Genomic DNA, 17,858 nt, shown 5'->3' with positions numbered 1-17,858 from the left:
AAAGAACTAGGTGTAGCCATATGAAGAAATATTTATCAGTTATTCTGGAAATTATCCTCACAGCCTGTCTGGTTGCATGTGGTAGTTCTAACAAGGATTCCGTGAACGATGATAAACAAGAGGTAAGACTGGGAAAAATGAATATGCCAGAGCGTGAGGTTGTAGAATTGCTGAGTAACGGAGACGTAGAATTAAAAATTTCGAAAGAATGAAATTACTGTTTTTCTATACGAAGAGCTCGACAGATTTTAGATAATTGCGATCTGTGAAGGATTTGCAATTTTAGGAATGATATTTTTGATTATCAGTTGATAGTCAACTTCCAGTTTGTTGAATTAAAAATGAAATAAAGTTTCAGTAATCATAGAGTGTATGGATTCAATTCCATATGCTCTTTTTCTTTTACTTAATTTCAAGAAAATGCAGAAATCTAATGTTACGAGTTTCTTACGAGTGGCATTTAAAAAAACTCGCAAGAAAACTCGTAAGAAAAAAAGTAAAAAAATTTGCTTTTGACCACTGTAAAACAGGCTCTGAGCGTTTCGTTATATGAAGGGATAATTTTTCTTTCATAATTCAAAGAAAAGAGGACAAAGAAATGTCAGAGAACTGGATGACGAAACAGGAATTGGTCTGATTGAGAAACGCAGACAGGGATTTGGAAAGGTGAACGTTATCTACGTGAAAACCTTTATGCCTGAGAAAACAGATAAGAAAAAATTTGAAGAGGAATTAAAGAAGTTTAGAAAACAAACTTCTGTGGAAAATGAGGAATCTACAGAAGTTTACATTTCAAACTTCATGAAGTCCTAAAATCAAACTTCTAGAAGTCCCGAAAACAAACTTCAAGAAGTTTACATTTCAAACCCTAATAATACTAATCTTAGTGATACTGAAATGAATGATAATAAATCTAATCAAATCGTATCTGCAGATGAGAATCGATCCGATGGCGATAATTCCACTGAGGAATATCAGGCTTATGAAAAACTGGTCAAAGAGACTGTTGATTATGAATCACTGGAGGTAACCCATCATGACGATATGCGACAGGTAGATGAAATCGTGAACCTGATCGTAGAGACTGTGATGTGTAAAAATGACAAGATCTTGATTGCCAGCAACTGGTATCCGGCATCACTGGTGAAGAAAAAATTTCTGATGCTGACCTATTCACATATCGAGTATGTCTTACACTGTATGAGTGGTAACACCACAAAGGTGAAGAACATCAAGAAATATTTATTAGCAGCCCTGTTTAATGCACCGTCAACGATGAACGGGTATTATCAGACAGAGGTGAACCATGATATGCCAGGACTGGTAAGATAGGAGGTGCACATGTTTATTTTAAAACTTGCTGGAAAGATATTATTACTGCCGGTATGGCTGATCCTTTTTGTGATCGGCCTGGTAGTGAAGATGACAGTACAGACTTATGCGGTTGTAAGGGGAATCCTTGGTTTTATATTCACTTTGTTGATTATAGCAACTGCATACTGTTACCATGACTGGGTACAGGTTGTATTCCTGTTTGCGCTGAGTGTTATTCTGTATCTGATCCTGTTTGCAGGAGTGTTCGTAGATACTGTACTGGACATGACAAGAGAACGTATTATTGATTTTATTATATCGTGAGGAGGATATGAAAATGAGCGAAAACAATGATTATATTCAGTTACCACCACTTAAAAAAGACACACCGTCCGATGTGGTAGCATTTATGTGGGAGTACATAAAAGTACCGGAGGATTCAAGAGAAAAAGTTAAGAATCTGCTTAAAGATGCAAATGAAAATGGCGTAAAATTAAGTCATCAGGCACCAACACTGTATGATGTTGTCCCAAAAGAAGAAATTGCTGAATTTGAAGAGCTTATGCGCAAAACCATAGCTGACATTGTATCAGAAGCCAGTAGCGTTGCCTGTTGGGTGTATGTGCAGAAATATGTGAAGCACAAAACCCTAAACGAAATGCTGCAAGAATTGCCAGACGTAGGTCAATTCATCCTAGCTATGGATACCTGGTTTGAAAAACTGATGGAGAAATAATCTAGGAAAATAGTTTAAAGTCTACATGTTATGATCATGTATGAAGTTGGAACAAAATAAAAGAATTGTGCTATACTATTGTTCAAGAAAAAAACTCATTGACATATTTCAATCTATTTAGGAGGATAAACGATCATGTGTACAGCAGCAACTTATAAAACAAAAGATTTTTACTTTGGACGAACCCTCGATTATGAATTCTCTTATGGTGATCAGATAGTAATTACACCACGTAATTATGCGTTTAATTTTCGCCATGTTGACGATATGAAAAATCATTATGCAATTATTGGAATGGCTCATGTTGCAGAGGATTATCCTTTGTATTATGATGCTATGAATGAAAAAGGAGTGGCAATGGCAGGACTGAATTTTGTCGGAAATGCTGTTTATTCCGCGATTAAGCCAGATGTGGAAAATATTGCACAGTTTGAATTTATTCCGTGGATTTTAAGTCAGTGTTCTTCTTTAGTTGAAGTTCGCGAGCTTCTTGAACGAATTAATATTGTTAATACTCCTTTCAGCGAGCAATTGCCATTAGCACAATTACACTGGATCATTTCTGATGAGAATGAGTCAATTACGGTAGAATCTATGTCAGATGGTTTGCATATTTATGATAATCCAGTAGGAGTGCTTACGAATAATCCGCCATTTCCACAGCAGATGTTTCAACTAAATAATTATATGCATTTATCTCCTAAACAGCCCAGAAATACTTTCTGCGAAAATTTGGCTCTTGATGCATATAGTAGAGGTATGGGAGGAGTAGGTCTTCCGGGAGATCTCTCATCTGCCTCACGCTTTGTACGTGTAGCTTTTACAAAGGTAAATGCAATTTCAGGTGAATCAGAGGAAGAAAGCGTTAGCCAATTCTTCCACATTCTCGGATCTGTGGATCAGCAACGAGGATGTTGCGAAGTAGCGGATGGAAAATATGAAATCACATTGTATACGTCGTGTTGTAATGTTACAAAAGGTATTTATTATTACAATACTTATGAAAACCATCAGATCAGTGCAGTAGATATGCATGTAGAAAATCTGGATAGTGATAAAATGATTTGTTATCCAGTAATTCAAGGAGAACGAATCAACTATCAAAATAAATAATGTTTTGAAATCAGGGATGAGGTAGAAAGGAAAGTTCCATGACAAAAGATGAAGTAAAAAAACTCAGGATGAACAGTCCGGAATCACTACAGTTTTTAAATAATGCTACAAAATTTTATAATTTAATGATGATGTATCGTTGTGCTATTCGGGAGATACAAACTAAACTTGAGGTTTTGGATGATGAATTTTCAGTTGAGAACAATCGAAATCCTATTTCTTTTATAAAAACAAGAATTAAGAAGCCCAATAGTATTTACGATAAACTGCAGAAGATGGGATATGAATTTACAACAGAAAATATACAGACATATCTCAATGATGTAGCAGGCGTTCGAATAGTTTGTGCGTTTATTGACGATATTTATATGATATCAGATTTGATTACCCAACAGGATGATATTAAAGTTATTGAAATAAAAGATTATATAAAAAATCCAAAATCGAATGGTTATCGAAGCTATCATATGATTGTCGAAATACCAGTATTTTTTGCTAAGGGTAAAACACCTATGCGTGTAGAATTACAGATTCGAACCAATGGTATGGATTTCTGGGCAACATTGGAACATCAACTTCGCTATAAAAAAGGAATTGAAGAAATGCCTGGCTATGATGAGATAAGTGAAGAATTACTTCATTCTGCAAGAGCTATCATTGAAGCAGATAATGAAATGCAGAGAATAAAAGACAAAATTGGTATGTTCCACGAAATTTAGGGAGAAAACTGAGCAAGTAGGAAGGTGGAATATATATGAAACAAGATACTTTAGAGGGCAAAGCAAAAACAAAAAATGGGGTAAAACGACTGTGTTTTTCTATAATCTGCATTCTTCTGGAAGTGATTTTTATTATTACTATCGTAACACGCTTGAATGAATATGCAGAAATCATAAATTTATTTACAAGGATTTTGAGTGGGATCTTGGTTTTGGGATTGTACGCATCAAATAAGACATCCTCTATGAAAATGCCTTGGGTCATCTTAATTCTAATTTTCCCAATTATGGGTGTAGGCCTGTATTTGTTGATTGGTTTGAATGGTGGCACACATAAAATGCGTGAGCGATATGCAGAAATTGATAGCAAATTGTTACCAATGCTTCCGGACGGTCAGGAGTGTTTGAGCAAAATAAAAGAAACAATTCCGAAAGCAGGAAATATAGCAAGTTACATACAAAGAAATTCGCAGTATCCAATCTATCAGAATACGGATATTGTGTATTTTGATGAAGCAGTGAAAGGATTAGAGGCACAGCTTAAGGATTTGGAGAAAGCACAGAAGTTTATCTTTATGGAATATCATGCGATAGAAGACGCTGAAGCATGGCATAAGATTCAAGATGTTCTGGAAGAGCGAGTAAAAGCAGGTGTGGAAGTTAGAGTATTCTACGATGATATGGGTTCTATAGGCTTTATTAACACAGATTTTGTGAAAAAGATGGAGGCAATAGGAATTCATTGCCGTGTATTCAATCCGTTTGTGCCAGGTTTAAATCTGTTTTTGAACAATCGTGATCATAGAAAAATAACAGTTATTGATGGAAAAGTCGGATTTACAGGTGGATATAATCTAGCAAACGAATATTTTAATTACACACACCCGTATGGACAGTGGAAAGATACAGGTATTCGTTTAGAAGGAGATGCTGTTCAGTCGCTTACGGTGACATTTTTGGAAATGTGGAATGCAGTAAGTGATAAGGATGCTAATGATTCTGATTTTAGTAAATACCTTTTCCACTATGATTATGCGGCACAGCAAACTGGGTTTGTTCAACCTTATGCAGACAGCCCTATGGATAATGAGCAAGTAGGAGAAGAAGTTTATATCAGTATGATAAATAAAGCTGAAAAATATTGTTGGTTTATGACTCCATATCTAATCATAACAGATGAAATGACGCATGCGTTATGTCTGGCTGCTAAGCGAGGGGTAGACGTAAGAATTATCACACCTGGTATCCCTGATAAAAAATTCATTTATAATATAACTCGTTCTTTTTATCATGGATTAGTTAAACATGGTGTTCGTGTTTATGAGTGGACTCCTGGTTTCTGTCATGCAAAAATGAGTGTGGCAGATGACTGTATGGCAACTTGTGGAACAATTAATTTGGATTATCGAAGTTTATATCACCATTTTGAAAACGGCTGTTTTATGGCAGATTGTCAGGCAGTTGTGGAAATAAAAAATGATCTGATAAGAACGCTGGGAGAATGTCGTGATGTGACAGACCAATATCAAACCGGACGAAGTGCATATTTGCGACTGGGACAATTATTTATGAGATTATTTGCTGGATTGCTATAAGAATCTGATGAAACGACCTTTCAAAAAACAGTTGATTTAGAAGTTAACTGTTTTTGAAAGGCCGTTTTTGCTATATCTAACAGTCTGTTGTACAAAGAAGATTTTGTATGGATGAAAAAAACAAACCTTGTTGAGGTTAAATTGAGATTGACTTTGTATTGTATAAGTATGAAATAAAAAGGAATCAGGTGATGTACAATGAAAAAGCATAAAATATGTAAAATCCTTCTTGTTATACTGGCAATTTTTTTATGTGTGGCTTTTTATGAATTGCTCGGAATCTGCGTTGCATATAAAAAACAGCCGGAAGTGTCCAATACAACCAAAAAAGAAACAAAAAATGGGTCATGGAACGAATGCAGTGAAAATACAGAACGGGCAGTAATCATAGAAAAGAATCCAGAAGCACTTTTACAAAGAGTGCGTTTGATCAAGAATGCAAAAAAGGAAATTATTCTTTCTACTTTTGCATTTCAATCCGATGAAAGTGGAAAATTGATTTTAGGAGCACTGCATGATGCGGCAGACAGAGGTGTACATATTCGTCTGTTAGTAGATGGAATGGAGAGCTGGATTGATATGGAAGGAAATCCGTATTTCTATGGATTATCTTCCCATGAGAATGTTGAAATTAAACTGTATAATAAGGCCAATCCGTTGAAACCATGGAAGATGATGGGGAGAATGCATGATAAATATTTGATTGCAGATGGTAAGACATATATTCTTGGTGGAAGAAATACATACAATTATTTCCTGGGTGATTTTCTGGGACATAAGAACTATGACAGAGATGTGTTAGTGGTTTGCGATGAACCTGAGAAAGAAAATTCAGTTAACCAGTTGTTAGAGTATTTTGAAACGATATGGGAACAAGAAGACAGTGGTTATTTTCATGACAATAAAAAACTGGCAAATAGAAAATCTGTAAAGAACGCAGTTTTAGAGCTGCAGAACGGCTATCAGAAATATTTTGAAGAGAATAAGGAAAGAATCTGCGATACCGATTACACGGACGAAACTTTTGAGACAGAAAAGATTGCATTAGTGTCAAATCCTATTCACACAGGTTCCAAAGAACCAGTAGTGTGGTATCAGTTGGGAGAATTGATGAAAAATGCAAAAAATCGTGTGAAGATCCACACGCCATATATTATCTGTAATGATATGATGTATAATACATGGGAGGAGATTGCAGAGAACGTTTCAGATTTTTCTATCATGACAAATTCAGTTGCGAATAATGGGAATCCATTTGGGGCTGCCGATTATGCGAAAAACAGAAATAGAATCTTAAGTACAGGAATTAATATCTGGGAATATGAAGGCGGTTATTCATACCACGGAAAAAGTATTCTGATTGACGATGATCTGTCTGTAATCGGTTCCTTTAATATGGACATGAGAAGTGCATATCTGGATACGGAACTGATGCTTGTAATTCGCAGTAAAGATATTAATAAACAGTTGGAAGAGGGCATGATGGAATATGAAAAAGTGTCCCGCCAGATATTAGAAGGCGGAACTTATAATGATCCATATCATGTAGAGCCAATCGAATTAACAAAGAAACGTCAGAGAAAAATATTTTTGGTACAGCATCTGCTTGGATGGGCAAGGTATCTGTTTTAATAAGGAGGAAGGAAAACGTGTTTCAAATATTGATTGTAGAAGATGATAAAGAATTAAGCCAGCTATTCCAAAAAGTGCTTGAGAAGAATGGATATCAAGTCAAAAGTGCATCGGATGGAGCACAGGCATTAGAAGTATTGGATAAGGAATATATTGATCTGATCATTTCTGATATTATGATGCCGGTTATGGATGGCTATGAACTGGTGTCAGAACTTCGTTCAGCAGGATATCAGATACCAGTGCTTATGATCACTGCGAAAGGTTCCTTTGATGATATGCGCCAGGGATTTCTTTCGGGAAGTGACGATTATATGGTAAAACCGGTAAATGTGAATGAAATGGTTTTAAGAGTCGTAGCACTGCTTCGCCGTGCACAGATACTGAATGAACACAAAATTGTGATCGGTTCAACAGAGTTTGATTATGATGCAATGACGGTTACAACTGATAAGGAAAGTTTTGTTTTGCCTAAAAAAGAATTCCTGCTTTTATATAAGCTTGCAGCTTCGCCAGGCAGAACATTTACAAAACAACAGTTGATGGATGAAGTATGGGGATACGAGACGGAGGCAGACCCACATACGATAGAGGTACATATAGGAAGAATCAGAGAGCGTTTTAAAGATAACCCTGATTTTGAAATCGTAACAATGCGTGGAATTGGATACAAGGTGGTGAAAAAATAATGGAACAAAAGAAAGAAAAAGGATTGCGGATCCGATCCTGTCTGACTGGTGCAATCTGGCTGGCACTTGTATTTTCAACAGTCATATCTGCTTTATTATTTGCTTTTTTGAATCATTTTTTTAATCTGCCGGGCAGCATACCTGTGCTTGGCTGGCTTTTGATTTTCAATACATTGATTGCAGGGCTGATCACTTCCTTTATTAATGCAAAGTTACTGGAACCAATTACCAGACTTAGTAAAGCAATGAAGGAAGTTTCTCAGGGAGATTTTGAACAGCATTTGGAAACGAACAGCCGTATAGCAGAAGTTGGAGAATCTTATCAAAGTTTTAACGTTATGACAAAAGAACTTCGTGCAACAGAGGTGCTGCAGATGGATTTTGTATCTAATGTTTCTCATGAGTTTAAGACCCCGATTAATGCCATTGAAGGATATACAATGCTGCTTCAGGGAGAAGAACTATCTCCGGATCAAGAGGAATATGTAGAAAAAATCTTATTTAACACCCAAAGACTTTCCGGATTGGTTGGTAATATTTTGCTGTTATCCAAGTTAGAGAATCAGAATATACCAATGAAAAAAACAGAATATCGTCTGGATGAACAGATTCGCCAGGCATTTCTTTCATTGGAAACAAAATGGACAGAAAAAGAAATTGGTTTTCAGGTAGAATTGGAGGAAGTTAAATATACTGGGAATGAAGGACTTTTTATGCATATCTGGATAAATCTTTTGGATAATGCGATTAAGTTCAGCCCTTCAAAGGGGACAATTACGATGTTTCTGAAACAAGAACAGGATTCTGTTAAGTTCATTCTGGAAGATGAAGGACCAGGAATAGAGGATGATGTAAAATCCAGAATATTTGACAAGTTCTATCAGGTAGATGGATCTCATAAAGCAGAAGGAAATGGCCTAGGTCTTGCACTTGTAAAACGGATTGTAGATAGTGCCGGAGGAACAATCAAAGCAGAAAACCGTGAATATGGTGGATGCAGATTTGTTATAGAGCTGCCAAAGCAGAAAGATGAGATTATATAGTTTTAAGATAAATTAGAAGATGGGAGGATTTATATGACATTTTATCAGGAGTTGCAGTTAAATCAGGCAGGTTCTAAAAACCTGTTGAAAAAGAGTGAAACACTAAAAGAAAAATTATATCATATGTGGGTATATCTGGTGAAGATAGCTGTTACATTGGCATTTTGTTTTTCCTTTGTTAGTATTTTCAGCATCCTATTTGGAAATGAGAACAGCATTGTAGGTGTAGTAGTCTTATTATGTCTCATGGTGTTTAGAAATGCGGATCTGGGGATCCACACCGGACAATCTACGATGCTTTTGGCTTTGTTCTTTGTAATTATGACTGTATGTCCGCATTTAGCAAATCAGTTTTCACCGGTATTGGGAATGCTGTTAAATATTGCGGCACTGGCTGTGTTAATTCTGTTCGGATGCCATAATCCATTCATGTTTAATCAATCTACATTGGTTCTTGGGTATCTGCTGCTATATGGTTATGATGTTACGGGAAAAAGCTATCAGATGCGATTAGTCGGAATGGCTTTAGGTGCAGCACTTACCTGCTTCGTATTTTATCGAAATCATAAAAACAGAACTTATAAAAGAAATCTGAAAGATCTGATACAAGAATTTGATATCACTTCTTCCAGAACAAAATGGCAGATATGTCAGATTTTATGCGTACCGATTGTCCTTTGCATTGCAGAACTTTGTAATATGCCACGTGCAATGTGGGCTGGTATTGCGGCCATGTCCGCGATTTTGCCGTTTATGGAAGATATGCGCTACAGAGTCCGTAAAAGGATTGTCGGAAATATTGCAGGTGTTATATGTTTTACAGTATTATATTTTCTGCTTCCTTCGTCAATCTATGCATATATAGGAATTCTTGGTGGAATCGGTGTAGGATTTTCAGCACAATATGGCTGGCAGGCAGTATTTAACACATTTGGTGCTTTAGCCATTGCTGCAGAGACTTATGGACTACAAGGAGCGGTTAGTCTTAGAGTGATTCAAAATGTTTTTGGTGTTGTGTTTGCTTTAGCATTTTGTGTTATATTTTATTGGTTTATGTCTAAAAAAAAGGAAAGTGAGATGACCGTACATGCAGAGTGAAGTGAATCAGGAAGAAAATTTGAATAGAATTATTACGGTTCCTAATCTTCTTTCTTTTTTTCGGCTTTGTCTGATTCCGGTAATTATATGGAGTTATTGTGTAAAGAAAAATCCTCTGTTAGCTGGTGAAATCTTATTGCTGTCTGGTCTTACGGATCTTGCTGATGGATATATCGCAAGAAGATTCCATAGGATTAGTAATTTAGGAAAAATACTTGATCCGGTGGCTGATAAGCTGACACAGGCAGCGATGTTAATCTGTCTGTTTACTCGTTTTCCGCATGTGCTTCTTTTAATCGTAATAATGGCAGGTAAGGAGCTGTATATGGTAGTCAGTGGATGTCTTGTGATACGAAAGACAGGAAAAGTACATGGTGCAGACTGGCATGGAAAGATAGTAACCTTTTTATTATATGGAACTGCAGCGGTGCATATTATATGGTTCCACATTACACCGATGGTATCAGATCTGTTGATTGGTTTGTGCGCTATAATGATGGTCATATCGGTCGCTCTGTATATTATCCAGAATACCAGGACTCTTAAGGAAGAGACTGTATAAGCAATTTTATATTACAATGACTAGAAAAATATTTAGGAAGATAAGCGGGAATCCTCGGTAATTCAATTGCCGAGATGAAAGCGTAAACTGTGCATATCTGCACATTATAAGTAAAATATATTTATTTTTTTACTAAAAAATGCTGTATCCAGCTTTATTAAAAAAGAAAATATGTTCGGCATTTTATTGTGATATTCTTAATACTATGCTATACTATATGTATGAAGGAGAATCTTATACATTACCGCACTTGTGTGTGCAATATTAATTACCATATGGTATGGTCAGTGAAATACTGGCGGAAGATATTGAATGCGGAGATTGAAGCATATCTTCAGGAGCTGGTGCAGGAGATCGCAGCGGATAAAGGTTTTACCGTCCATTTGTTTGAATGCGGGGAAGGAGACCATGTGCACTGTTTTGTGTCTGCTCCTCCCAAATTATCCATAACTGCGATCGTGAAATATCTGAAAGGGATCACCGGCAGGAAATTATTCGAACGTTTTCCGGAAATAAGAGAACAGCTTTGGAAAGGAGAGCTGTGGAACCATTCCTATTATGTGGAAACGGTCGGGTCTGTGTCGGAAGAAAACATCCGCAGATATATTGAGCATCAGAGTAAAGTTTATTGAGATCATAGAGGTGGGAAATGCTGCTGTCAAAGAAAACATCCATAAAGGTCAGTCAGGAATATGCAAACGTCATCGGACATATGTGTTATGCGGCATCCAAGCTCTGGAATGTCTGTAATTACGAACGTCAGCATTACAAAGAAATGGGAATGGAGAAATACCCGGACTGGTATTATCAGAAAAAATCCCATAGAGAGGATCTGTGGTATAAACAGCTTCCATCTCAGACAGCCCAGGAAGTCTGCAAGCTGCTGGATAAAGCATGGAAATCTTTTTACGCCTTGAAAAGATCCGGAGGGATTGAGAATCCCAGACCACCGCGGTTTAAACAGGAAAGTATCCCCATTACCTATATGCAGATGGGAATTGTACATGAATGGGACACAGAAAAAGTCCGTCTGTCCCTTCCAAAAGCATTAAAAAGATATATGGAAGAAACGTATCAGATCCATGAGAACTTTCTTTATCTTGAAAATAAGATTTTCAGGGGCATGGATCAGATCAAACAGTTGCGGATCTACCCACCGGAAAAAGGTGAATGTAAAGTTATTGTTGTTTATGAGATTTCAGAGAGGGAAGAACTTTCGCAGAATGGACACTATCTGTCAGTTGATCTGGGACTTCATAATCTTATGACATGCTATGATTCCGGGAATGGGAATACATTTATCCTGGGCAGAAGATATCTTGCATTGGAAAGATATTTTCATAAAGAGATTGCAAGGGTGCAGGCACAATGGTATGGACAGCAGTCTGTGAAGGAAATAAAACATCCAGTCACATCAAAACATATTCGCAGATTATATCAGAAAAAGCAGAACTCGGTAACGGATTATCTGCACAAGATCACAAGATACTTTGCAAAATACTGCCGTGAACAGGGAATTACCTGTGTTGTGGCAGGGGATATCCGGAATATCCGGAAAGGAAAAGACCTGGGACACAGAACAAACCAGAAGTTCCACAATCTGCCGTATAACAGGCTCTATAGCATGATGGAATATAAGCTTAAGATGTACGGGATCCGTTTTGTAAGACAGGAAGAAAGCTATACCAGCCAGTGCAGTCCGCTGTCACCAGAGGTGGAAAAAAGATATGCACAGCCATGCAACCGAAAACAAAGGGGACTGTACAGGGACAGAAACCGGAAGTATAACGCAGATGCTGTAGGTGCATATAACATCCTGAGAAAATATCTCTCCGTATCCGGAGAGAAAAAGGAACTGTCCGTAACCGGACTAAAAACGCCAGAAATAATAAAAGTAGCTGTATAGCTCTAAAGAGCAAACAGTAGTGGTGTCATGGACGCACCCTGAAAAGGCGGTATCCCGCCTTAATTCAGATGCTCTGGTAACTCAGTTGCCGAGTAGTTCACTAGTCGGTTTTCAGCTTTCAACTTCTCAATATCTGATAATTGAGAAATCGCTTTGTTCTTACCTCGTCGATCATATAATCCTTCGATTCCTTTATCTTTATATTTTCTAACCTATGCATAAACTTGTCCGTAGGAGCAACCATATTTATTCGCTGTAGAAGAATAATTACATCCCGTGTTCAAGGCTTTGCGGTATTTTTTCGGATTTCAATGTGTCAAACTCCCGTGTTTATGAAAGTTGTGTTTTTCTTGGCAATATGTTACAATTACTCCATATAAATTTATAACTTTTCTGGACAGAAAGTAAAAGGGGAACGTCATGAAGTGTATTAAAACAACGGACGCGGTAGGACATGTACTGTGCCATGATATTACCAGAATTGTGAAGGATGTGGTAAAAGATACAGCCTTTCGTAAAGGACATATTGTACAGGAAGAAGATATTCCGGTTTTGCTATCTCTGGGAAAAGACCATCTTTATGTGTGGGAGAAGGATGAAAATACTTTGCATGAAAATGAAGCAGCGCAGATTCTGTGTGATGTGTGCATCAATGAGAATATGCATCCAACGGATGTAAAAGAAGGAAAAATTGAGTTGATTGCAGATTGTGACGGAGTATTTCAGGTGGATGTGCCGAGGCTGGATGCTATTAATGAGATCGATGAGATTATGATTGCCACCCGTCATACAAATTTCCCGGTAAAAAAAGGTGACCGTCTTTTAGGAACCCGTGTGATTCCGCTGGTGATTGCAAAAGAAAAAATGGATTTGGTGAAAAAAACAGCAGGAGAAAAACCGCTGGTATCGCTGGCACCTTATAAGAAACGGAAGGTAGGAATTGTAACCACCGGAAATGAAGTATTTTATGGAAGAATTAAGGATACTTTCACACCGGTAATCATCGAAAAAATGAAATCTTACGGTGCTGAAATTCACGGACATATTCTGTGCAATGATGATATGGAAAAAATCACTGCCGCTATTATGAAATTAAAAGAAGAAGGGGCAGATCTGATTGTCTGTACCGGTGGTATGAGCGTGGATCCAGATGATAAGACACCGGGCGCGATCAAAAATACAGGAGCGAGAATCGTATCTTATGGTGCTCCGGTACTTCCGGGAGCGATGTTCCTGTTATCCTATCTGGAAGATGGCACACCGGTAATGGGACTGCCGGGATGTGTGATGTATGCAAAAGCCACCGTATTTGATCTTGTTCTGCCACGTATTATCGCAGGTATAGAAGTGACAAAAAAAGATCTGGCACATATGGGAAATGGCGGATTCTGTCTTGGCTGCAAAGAATGTCATTATCCGAACTGCAGCTTTGGAAAGGGCGTATAAGAGCAGGACAGGAGGAATAAGCATGGAAAAGCTTACGGTAGAGTAGGCACTGGAAGCACTGCTGGAACATACAAAAGTAATAGAGGAAACGGAAACTGTACCACTTTTGCAGGCATGTGGAAGAGTGTTGGCAAAGGATATGATTGCAGGATTTGATAACCCGCCGTTTGACAGATCACCTGTGGATGGTTATGCCTGCAAAGCGGAGGATATAACGGATGCATCAGAAAGTCATCCGGTACAGTTGACGGTATTGGAAGAGATTGATGCGGGGCAGTATTCCAGAGTCACAGTGGAAAAGGGGCAGGCGGTTCGGATTATGACAGGCGCAGCTATTCCGAAAGGCTGTGACTGCTGTGTCCGTCAGGAGGATACAGATTATGGAGAAGAGACTGTCAGAATCTTCCGTCCGACCGGACAGTGGCAGAATTACTGTTATCAGGGAGAGAATTTTAAAAATAGAACGGTTCTTTTGAAAAAGGGTGACAAAATCGGATTTATTGAAGCAGGTATACTGGCCAGTATGGGAGTCATAAAAGTGAAGGTTTATCGTCGGGTAAGAGCAGCTGTTCTGACTACCGGAGATGAAGTAATGGCACCCGGAAAAAGATTGATTCCGGGGAAGATTTATGATTGTAATCAGGGACTTCTGGCGGCTCGCATGAAAGAATTTGGTGCAGAACTGGTGGAAGTGGCAGCCATAGAGGATCGCCCGCAGGCTATGACAGCAGCAGGCGAAGTCATGGCTCTGGACTGGGGAATTACATTGCAGTGTGATACCACAGGAAAAGAAGACGCCAGCAGTGTAGGAGTGCGAAGTCACTTTATACATCCGGTACTACCGGAAGCAGATGGCACAACGAAAAACGTATTTCCATGTAAAGTGGAAAGAGTGATTGAGGACGTGTTTTCGTATATCTTGATCGTATCTACGAAAGAAGAAGCCAGGATTCGCGTAGATGTGACGAAAGAACAATGGCAGCAGTACCAAAAGCATATTTCTGGAAATAAGATATGGATTGGGATAGATGAAAAAGATGTGATGTTATTAAAATAAATGAAAGAATCACCGTATCAAGGTTGAGGTAATCTATGATACGGTGATTCTTTCGTGAAAAATGCGAAAAAGCTTTCAATATCCAGTTCCGGTGGTTTAATATGCGGTTGTCAAACATTATTTCGTAAATACTTTCATTCGATCCCTTCTGGCTGCACAGATCAGGGTCAGGTGATATTTTTTTGCAAGATCAATTGCTTCAGAAGTAGGAGAAGCCTTGCTGGAGAGAATTGGAATCCCTGCATGGATGACCTTTAAAGTCATATCAGTTGGTATTCTGCCGCTGGAATATACCATACATTGATGCAGGTCAATATTGTGCCGCAGAGCGTAGCCGATCACTTTATCCAAAGCATTGTGCCGTCCGATATCTTCGCAGGAAAACAGAATGTGATCTTTTTGAGCGAGAATGCAGCTATGTGTGGCAAAGGTAATGCCATGGAGAGGAGAACCATCCGCAAAGGCATCCGCCATATGAAAGATCCATTCTGGTTTCCAGAAAATCGGTGTAAGTGACTGCGGCTCTTTGGATGTAACAAAGTAATCATTTAAAATATGATTGCCGGTACAGCAGGTAGGAGTTACTTCTACAAAGGCATCCGATGAGGATTGTGTGCTGCGTGCCGAATTTTTTAAATAGACTTTTGCACGTTTTCCATATTCACAGATATAGATATGATCTACATCTTCGGAAGACGTGATGATTTGTTCTGTCAGCAATCTTCCAAGAACCAGTTCAGTCAGATGCTGGGGCAGGCAAACAAGTTTCATAGTCAGATGATCATTTATATAGACATCCATCATATGTTCGTTCAATACTTCTTCTTGTTCCGTACGGGATTCTCCATTTCTTCCGATATATTGATATGTTTTTGTCTCTAGCAGAGACAGATTTTGTTATTGTTCGTTAATATACATAATTTCTCCAATTGAAAAAACAATTCTTTTATCATGTTTACTATGTGTTATACTAGATTTAGTATAACAGACCTCTCTTTATTTCGAAAGAGTGAATTGAGGGATGAAGGAGGAAATAAAATGGGAAAGATTATGGCGGTAAATATCAGTGAGAAGAAAGGTACACAGAAAAAGAATGTACATAGTGCCAGACTGATGGAAGAATTTGGAATCGAGAAGGACGCCCATGCCGGCAAGTGGCATCGCCAGGTGAGTCTTCTTTCTTATGAAAAAATAGAAGAATTCAAGGCAAAGGGAGCACCGATCGAAGACGGAGCATTTGGAGAAAACCTGATTGTAAGTGGATACGATCTGAAGGCATTGCCGGTTGGCACCAGACTTCGCAGCGGAGAGGTATTATTAGAAGTGACACAGATCGGGAAAAAATGTCATAGTGGATGTGAGATTTATAAAATTATGGGTGACTGTATTATGCCAAGAGAAGGTATCTTTACCAGAGTACTTCATGGTGGCGTATTGACAGAAGGCGATGAAATTGTGATAGAGAAGGCAGCAGGTGAGGCAGATGGAGAATAAGCTGAATCATTTTGATCAGAAGGGTAACGCTGTTATGGTGGATGTGTCCGGAAAGATACCGACATCCAGAACAGCAGTAGCAAAAGGCAAGATTTGTGTCTGTCAGGCTGTGATGGATGCAGTGAAACAGGGGACTGTGAAAATAGGAGATGTACTTGGAGTAGCAAGAGTGGCTGGCATTATGGCGGTAAAACAGACATCTCATCTGATTCCGATGTGTCATCCGCTGATGATTTAGAAGTGTTCGGTAGATTTTGAACTGGATGAAGAAAATCTTGAAATTACGGCAATCTGTACAGCCAAAACGGAAGGTCAGACCGGTGTGGAGATGGAGGCGCTTACTGGTGTGAATGTGGCACTTTTGACAATTTATGACATGTGTAAGGCAATTGACAAGTCCATGGAGCTGACGGACATTAATCTGGTAGAAAAAAGCGGAGGAAAAAGCGGGTTATATCGAAACCCGAAAGAATAGTATGAAGGATAGATTTGGAAGAGAGATTGACTATCTGCGGATATCCATTACAGATCGATGTAATCTCAGGTGCGTCTATTGTATGCCGGAAAATGGAGTTGTGCAGATCCCGCATGAAGAAATTCTGACTTATGATGAGATTACCAGAATCAGCAGATGTATGACTGGTTTAGATATACGTAAGATCAAACTGACCGGAGGAGAACCGTTAATTAGAAAGAATTGTGCCACACTGGTTCGAATGTTAAAAGAACTTCCTGGCATCGAAAAAGTGACATTAACGACCAATGGTGTATTGCTCGAAGAACAGATAGCAGATCTGGCAGAAGCGGGGCTTGATGATATAAATATCAGTCTGGATACTTTAAATGCAGCAGAGTTTGCAAAGGTAACCAGGAGAGAAAGTCTGGATCGGGTGCTGGAGGGAATCCAGGCGGCATTACAGTATCCGCAGATTGGATTGAAGATTAATTGTGTGCCGGTAGTGGAAGAGCAGGAAAATCTGGTATCGATAGCGAGACTTGCAAAGCAATATCCGATTCATGTTCGTTTCATTGAAATGATGCCGATTGGATATGGAAAGGATTTTCAGTTTCGGGGAGAAAGTGAAATATGCGAAATATTAGAGAAAGCATATGGAAGAATGACTCCAATAAAAGAACGATATGGGAATGGACCGTGTCATTATTATAAAATAGAAGAATTTCAGGGTAAAATAGGATTTATCAGTGCGATGACGCATAAGTTTTGCGACCAGTGTAATCGTGTGCGTATGACAGCAGAAGGATTTTTAAAAGCCTGTCTGCAATATCAGACTGGAACGGATTTGAAGAATTTGATGCGTTCAGGATGCACAGATGATGAACTGACAGAGGCAATACAGAAAGTAATATGGGAAAAACCGGTCAGTCATCATTTTACATCGGAAGAGATTGAGACAGATGAATGTAAATTAATGTCCCAGATAGGAGGATAAGGA

General features: G+C 38.4%; 19 protein-coding genes and 1 pseudogene. 19 read left to right on the top strand and 1 reads right to left on the bottom strand.

Annotation, left to right across the window (positions count from 1 at the left end; translation table 11 throughout):
• Window positions 1-20: 20 nt before the first annotated feature.
• From DWW77_RS16525 to DWW77_RS16450, 16 genes are all read left to right on the top strand, one after another.
• Window positions 21-212: a hypothetical protein gene (locus tag DWW77_RS16525; RefSeq protein ID WP_015526519.1), complete on the top strand. Its 192-nt coding sequence runs from the start codon at window positions 21-23 to the stop codon at window positions 210-212.
• Between the two features lie 685 nt (window positions 213-897).
• Window positions 898-1,332, top strand: coding sequence for a DUF6017 domain-containing protein (locus DWW77_RS18410; RefSeq protein WP_243148585.1), 435 nt, complete (start codon window positions 898-900; stop codon window positions 1,330-1,332).
• A 9-nt stretch (window positions 1,333-1,341) separates the two neighbouring features.
• Complete coding sequence (locus DWW77_RS16515) at window positions 1,342-1,638, top strand: hypothetical protein (RefSeq protein WP_118368769.1); 297 nt, start codon at window positions 1,342-1,344, stop codon at window positions 1,636-1,638.
• 13 nt (window positions 1,639-1,651) lie between these two features.
• Complete coding sequence (locus tag DWW77_RS16510) at window positions 1,652-2,050, top strand: hypothetical protein (protein WP_353616955.1); 399 nt, start codon at window positions 1,652-1,654, stop codon at window positions 2,048-2,050.
• A 135-nt stretch (window positions 2,051-2,185) separates the two neighbouring features.
• Window positions 2,186-3,163, top strand: coding sequence for a choloylglycine hydrolase (gene bsh / locus DWW77_RS16505; protein WP_118368768.1), 978 nt, complete (start codon window positions 2,186-2,188; stop codon window positions 3,161-3,163).
• Between the two features lie 38 nt (window positions 3,164-3,201).
• The gene (locus DWW77_RS16500; RefSeq protein ID WP_005347231.1) at window positions 3,202-3,882 is read left to right on the top strand and encodes a GTP pyrophosphokinase; all 681 of its coding nucleotides are present in this window, start codon (window positions 3,202-3,204) and stop codon (window positions 3,880-3,882) included.
• Between the two features lie 35 nt (window positions 3,883-3,917).
• On the top strand, window positions 3,918-5,477 hold the full coding sequence (gene cls, locus DWW77_RS16495; RefSeq protein WP_021650145.1) for a cardiolipin synthase: 1,560 nt from the start codon (window positions 3,918-3,920) through the stop codon (window positions 5,475-5,477).
• 198 nt (window positions 5,478-5,675) lie between these two features.
• Window positions 5,676-7,109, top strand: coding sequence for a phospholipase D family protein (locus tag DWW77_RS16490; protein ID WP_118368767.1), 1,434 nt, complete (start codon window positions 5,676-5,678; stop codon window positions 7,107-7,109).
• Window positions 7,088-7,798 carry a response regulator transcription factor gene (locus tag DWW77_RS16485; protein WP_059086533.1) on the top strand — a complete coding sequence of 237 codons (711 nt, stop codon included), beginning with the start codon at window positions 7,088-7,090 and terminating at the stop codon, window positions 7,796-7,798. The genes DWW77_RS16490 and DWW77_RS16485 overlap by 22 nt, the downstream gene beginning before the upstream one ends.
• Entirely contained in the window at window positions 7,798-8,841 is a 1,044-nt protein-coding gene (locus DWW77_RS16480; RefSeq protein ID WP_005347239.1) for a HAMP domain-containing sensor histidine kinase, read from the top strand. Before DWW77_RS16485 ends, DWW77_RS16480 begins: the two co-directional genes overlap by 1 nt.
• A gap of 33 nt (window positions 8,842-8,874) precedes the next feature.
• Complete coding sequence (locus DWW77_RS16475; RefSeq protein WP_118368766.1) at window positions 8,875-9,939, top strand: FUSC family protein; 1,065 nt, start codon at window positions 8,875-8,877, stop codon at window positions 9,937-9,939.
• Window positions 9,929-10,501, top strand: coding sequence for a CDP-alcohol phosphatidyltransferase family protein (locus DWW77_RS16470; RefSeq protein ID WP_055057096.1), 573 nt, complete (start codon window positions 9,929-9,931; stop codon window positions 10,499-10,501). Before DWW77_RS16475 ends, DWW77_RS16470 begins: the two co-directional genes overlap by 11 nt.
• A 221-nt stretch (window positions 10,502-10,722) precedes the next feature.
• Window positions 10,723-11,133 (top strand): IS200/IS605 family transposase, encoded by a 411-nt coding sequence (gene tnpA / locus DWW77_RS16465; protein WP_180211310.1) that lies wholly within the window; start codon window positions 10,723-10,725, stop codon window positions 11,131-11,133.
• A gap of 17 nt (window positions 11,134-11,150) precedes the next feature.
• Window positions 11,151-12,407, top strand: a complete 1,257-nt coding sequence (locus DWW77_RS16460; protein ID WP_015526510.1) for an RNA-guided endonuclease InsQ/TnpB family protein — start codon at window positions 11,151-11,153, stop codon at window positions 12,405-12,407.
• Window positions 12,408-12,827: 420 nt separating this feature from the next.
• On the top strand, window positions 12,828-13,853 hold the full coding sequence (locus tag DWW77_RS16455; protein WP_021650138.1) for a molybdopterin-binding protein: 1,026 nt from the start codon (window positions 12,828-12,830) through the stop codon (window positions 13,851-13,853).
• A gap of 49 nt (window positions 13,854-13,902) precedes the next feature.
• Window positions 13,903-14,910 carry a molybdopterin molybdotransferase MoeA gene (locus DWW77_RS16450; RefSeq protein WP_173741773.1) on the top strand — a complete coding sequence of 336 codons (1,008 nt, stop codon included), beginning with the start codon at window positions 13,903-13,905 and terminating at the stop codon, window positions 14,908-14,910.
• 117 nt (window positions 14,911-15,027) lie between these two features.
• On the opposite strand, the gene fdhD is transcribed toward DWW77_RS16450, so the two are convergent.
• Entirely contained in the window at window positions 15,028-15,726 is a 699-nt protein-coding gene (gene fdhD / locus DWW77_RS16445; RefSeq protein ID WP_244091944.1) for a formate dehydrogenase accessory sulfurtransferase FdhD, read from the bottom strand.
• Window positions 15,727-15,948: 222 nt separating this feature from the next.
• Here fdhD and DWW77_RS16440 point away from each other — a divergent pair, with 222 nt between their 5' ends.
• The 3 genes and pseudogenes from DWW77_RS16440 (at window position 15,949) to moaA (ending at window position 17,855) form a co-directional block, all read left to right on the top strand.
• Complete coding sequence (locus tag DWW77_RS16440; protein WP_015526506.1) at window positions 15,949-16,404, top strand: MOSC domain-containing protein; 456 nt, start codon at window positions 15,949-15,951, stop codon at window positions 16,402-16,404.
• Window positions 16,394-16,879 (top strand): annotated as a pseudogene (moaC, locus tag DWW77_RS16435) (cyclic pyranopterin monophosphate synthase MoaC). The gene DWW77_RS16440 and the pseudogene moaC overlap by 11 nt, the downstream one beginning before the upstream one ends.
• A gap of 1 nt (window position 16,880) precedes the next feature.
• Window positions 16,881-17,855, top strand: coding sequence for a GTP 3',8-cyclase MoaA (gene moaA, locus DWW77_RS16430; RefSeq protein ID WP_118609148.1), 975 nt, complete (start codon window positions 16,881-16,883; stop codon window positions 17,853-17,855).
• Window positions 17,856-17,858 lie beyond the last annotated feature (3 nt).

The sequence above is a fragment of the Ruminococcus sp. AF17-12 genome (assembly GCF_003479245.1).
Taxonomy (GTDB): domain Bacteria; phylum Bacillota; class Clostridia; order Lachnospirales; family Lachnospiraceae; genus Blautia_A; species Blautia_A fusiformis.
The sequence above is the reverse complement of the archived record's forward strand: the minus strand, read 5'-3'. Positions and strand labels throughout refer to the sequence as shown.

Coding starts and splice junctions, on each gene's coding strand:
- DWW77_RS16525 (WP_015526519.1), top strand. CDS start 21: ATGAAGAAATATTTATCAGTTATTCTGGAAATTATCCTCACAGCCTGT.
- DWW77_RS18410 (WP_243148585.1), top strand. CDS start 898: ATGAATGATAATAAATCTAATCAAATCGTATCTGCAGATGAGAATCGA.
- DWW77_RS16515 (WP_118368769.1), top strand. CDS start 1,342: ATGTTTATTTTAAAACTTGCTGGAAAGATATTATTACTGCCGGTATGG.
- DWW77_RS16510 (WP_353616955.1), top strand. CDS start 1,652: ATGAGCGAAAACAATGATTATATTCAGTTACCACCACTTAAAAAAGAC.
- bsh (WP_118368768.1), top strand. CDS start 2,186: ATGTGTACAGCAGCAACTTATAAAACAAAAGATTTTTACTTTGGACGA.
- DWW77_RS16500 (WP_005347231.1), top strand. CDS start 3,202: ATGACAAAAGATGAAGTAAAAAAACTCAGGATGAACAGTCCGGAATCA.
- cls (WP_021650145.1), top strand. CDS start 3,918: ATGAAACAAGATACTTTAGAGGGCAAAGCAAAAACAAAAAATGGGGTA.
- DWW77_RS16490 (WP_118368767.1), top strand. CDS start 5,676: ATGAAAAAGCATAAAATATGTAAAATCCTTCTTGTTATACTGGCAATT.
- DWW77_RS16485 (WP_059086533.1), top strand. CDS start 7,088: ATGGGCAAGGTATCTGTTTTAATAAGGAGGAAGGAAAACGTGTTTCAA.
- DWW77_RS16480 (WP_005347239.1), top strand. CDS start 7,798: ATGGAACAAAAGAAAGAAAAAGGATTGCGGATCCGATCCTGTCTGACT.
- DWW77_RS16475 (WP_118368766.1), top strand. CDS start 8,875: ATGACATTTTATCAGGAGTTGCAGTTAAATCAGGCAGGTTCTAAAAAC.
- DWW77_RS16470 (WP_055057096.1), top strand. CDS start 9,929: ATGCAGAGTGAAGTGAATCAGGAAGAAAATTTGAATAGAATTATTACG.
- tnpA (WP_180211310.1), top strand. CDS start 10,723: ATGAAGGAGAATCTTATACATTACCGCACTTGTGTGTGCAATATTAAT.
- DWW77_RS16460 (WP_015526510.1), top strand. CDS start 11,151: ATGCTGCTGTCAAAGAAAACATCCATAAAGGTCAGTCAGGAATATGCA.
- DWW77_RS16455 (WP_021650138.1), top strand. CDS start 12,828: ATGAAGTGTATTAAAACAACGGACGCGGTAGGACATGTACTGTGCCAT.
- DWW77_RS16440 (WP_015526506.1), top strand. CDS start 15,949: ATGGGAAAGATTATGGCGGTAAATATCAGTGAGAAGAAAGGTACACAG.
- moaA (WP_118609148.1), top strand. CDS start 16,881: ATGAAGGATAGATTTGGAAGAGAGATTGACTATCTGCGGATATCCATT.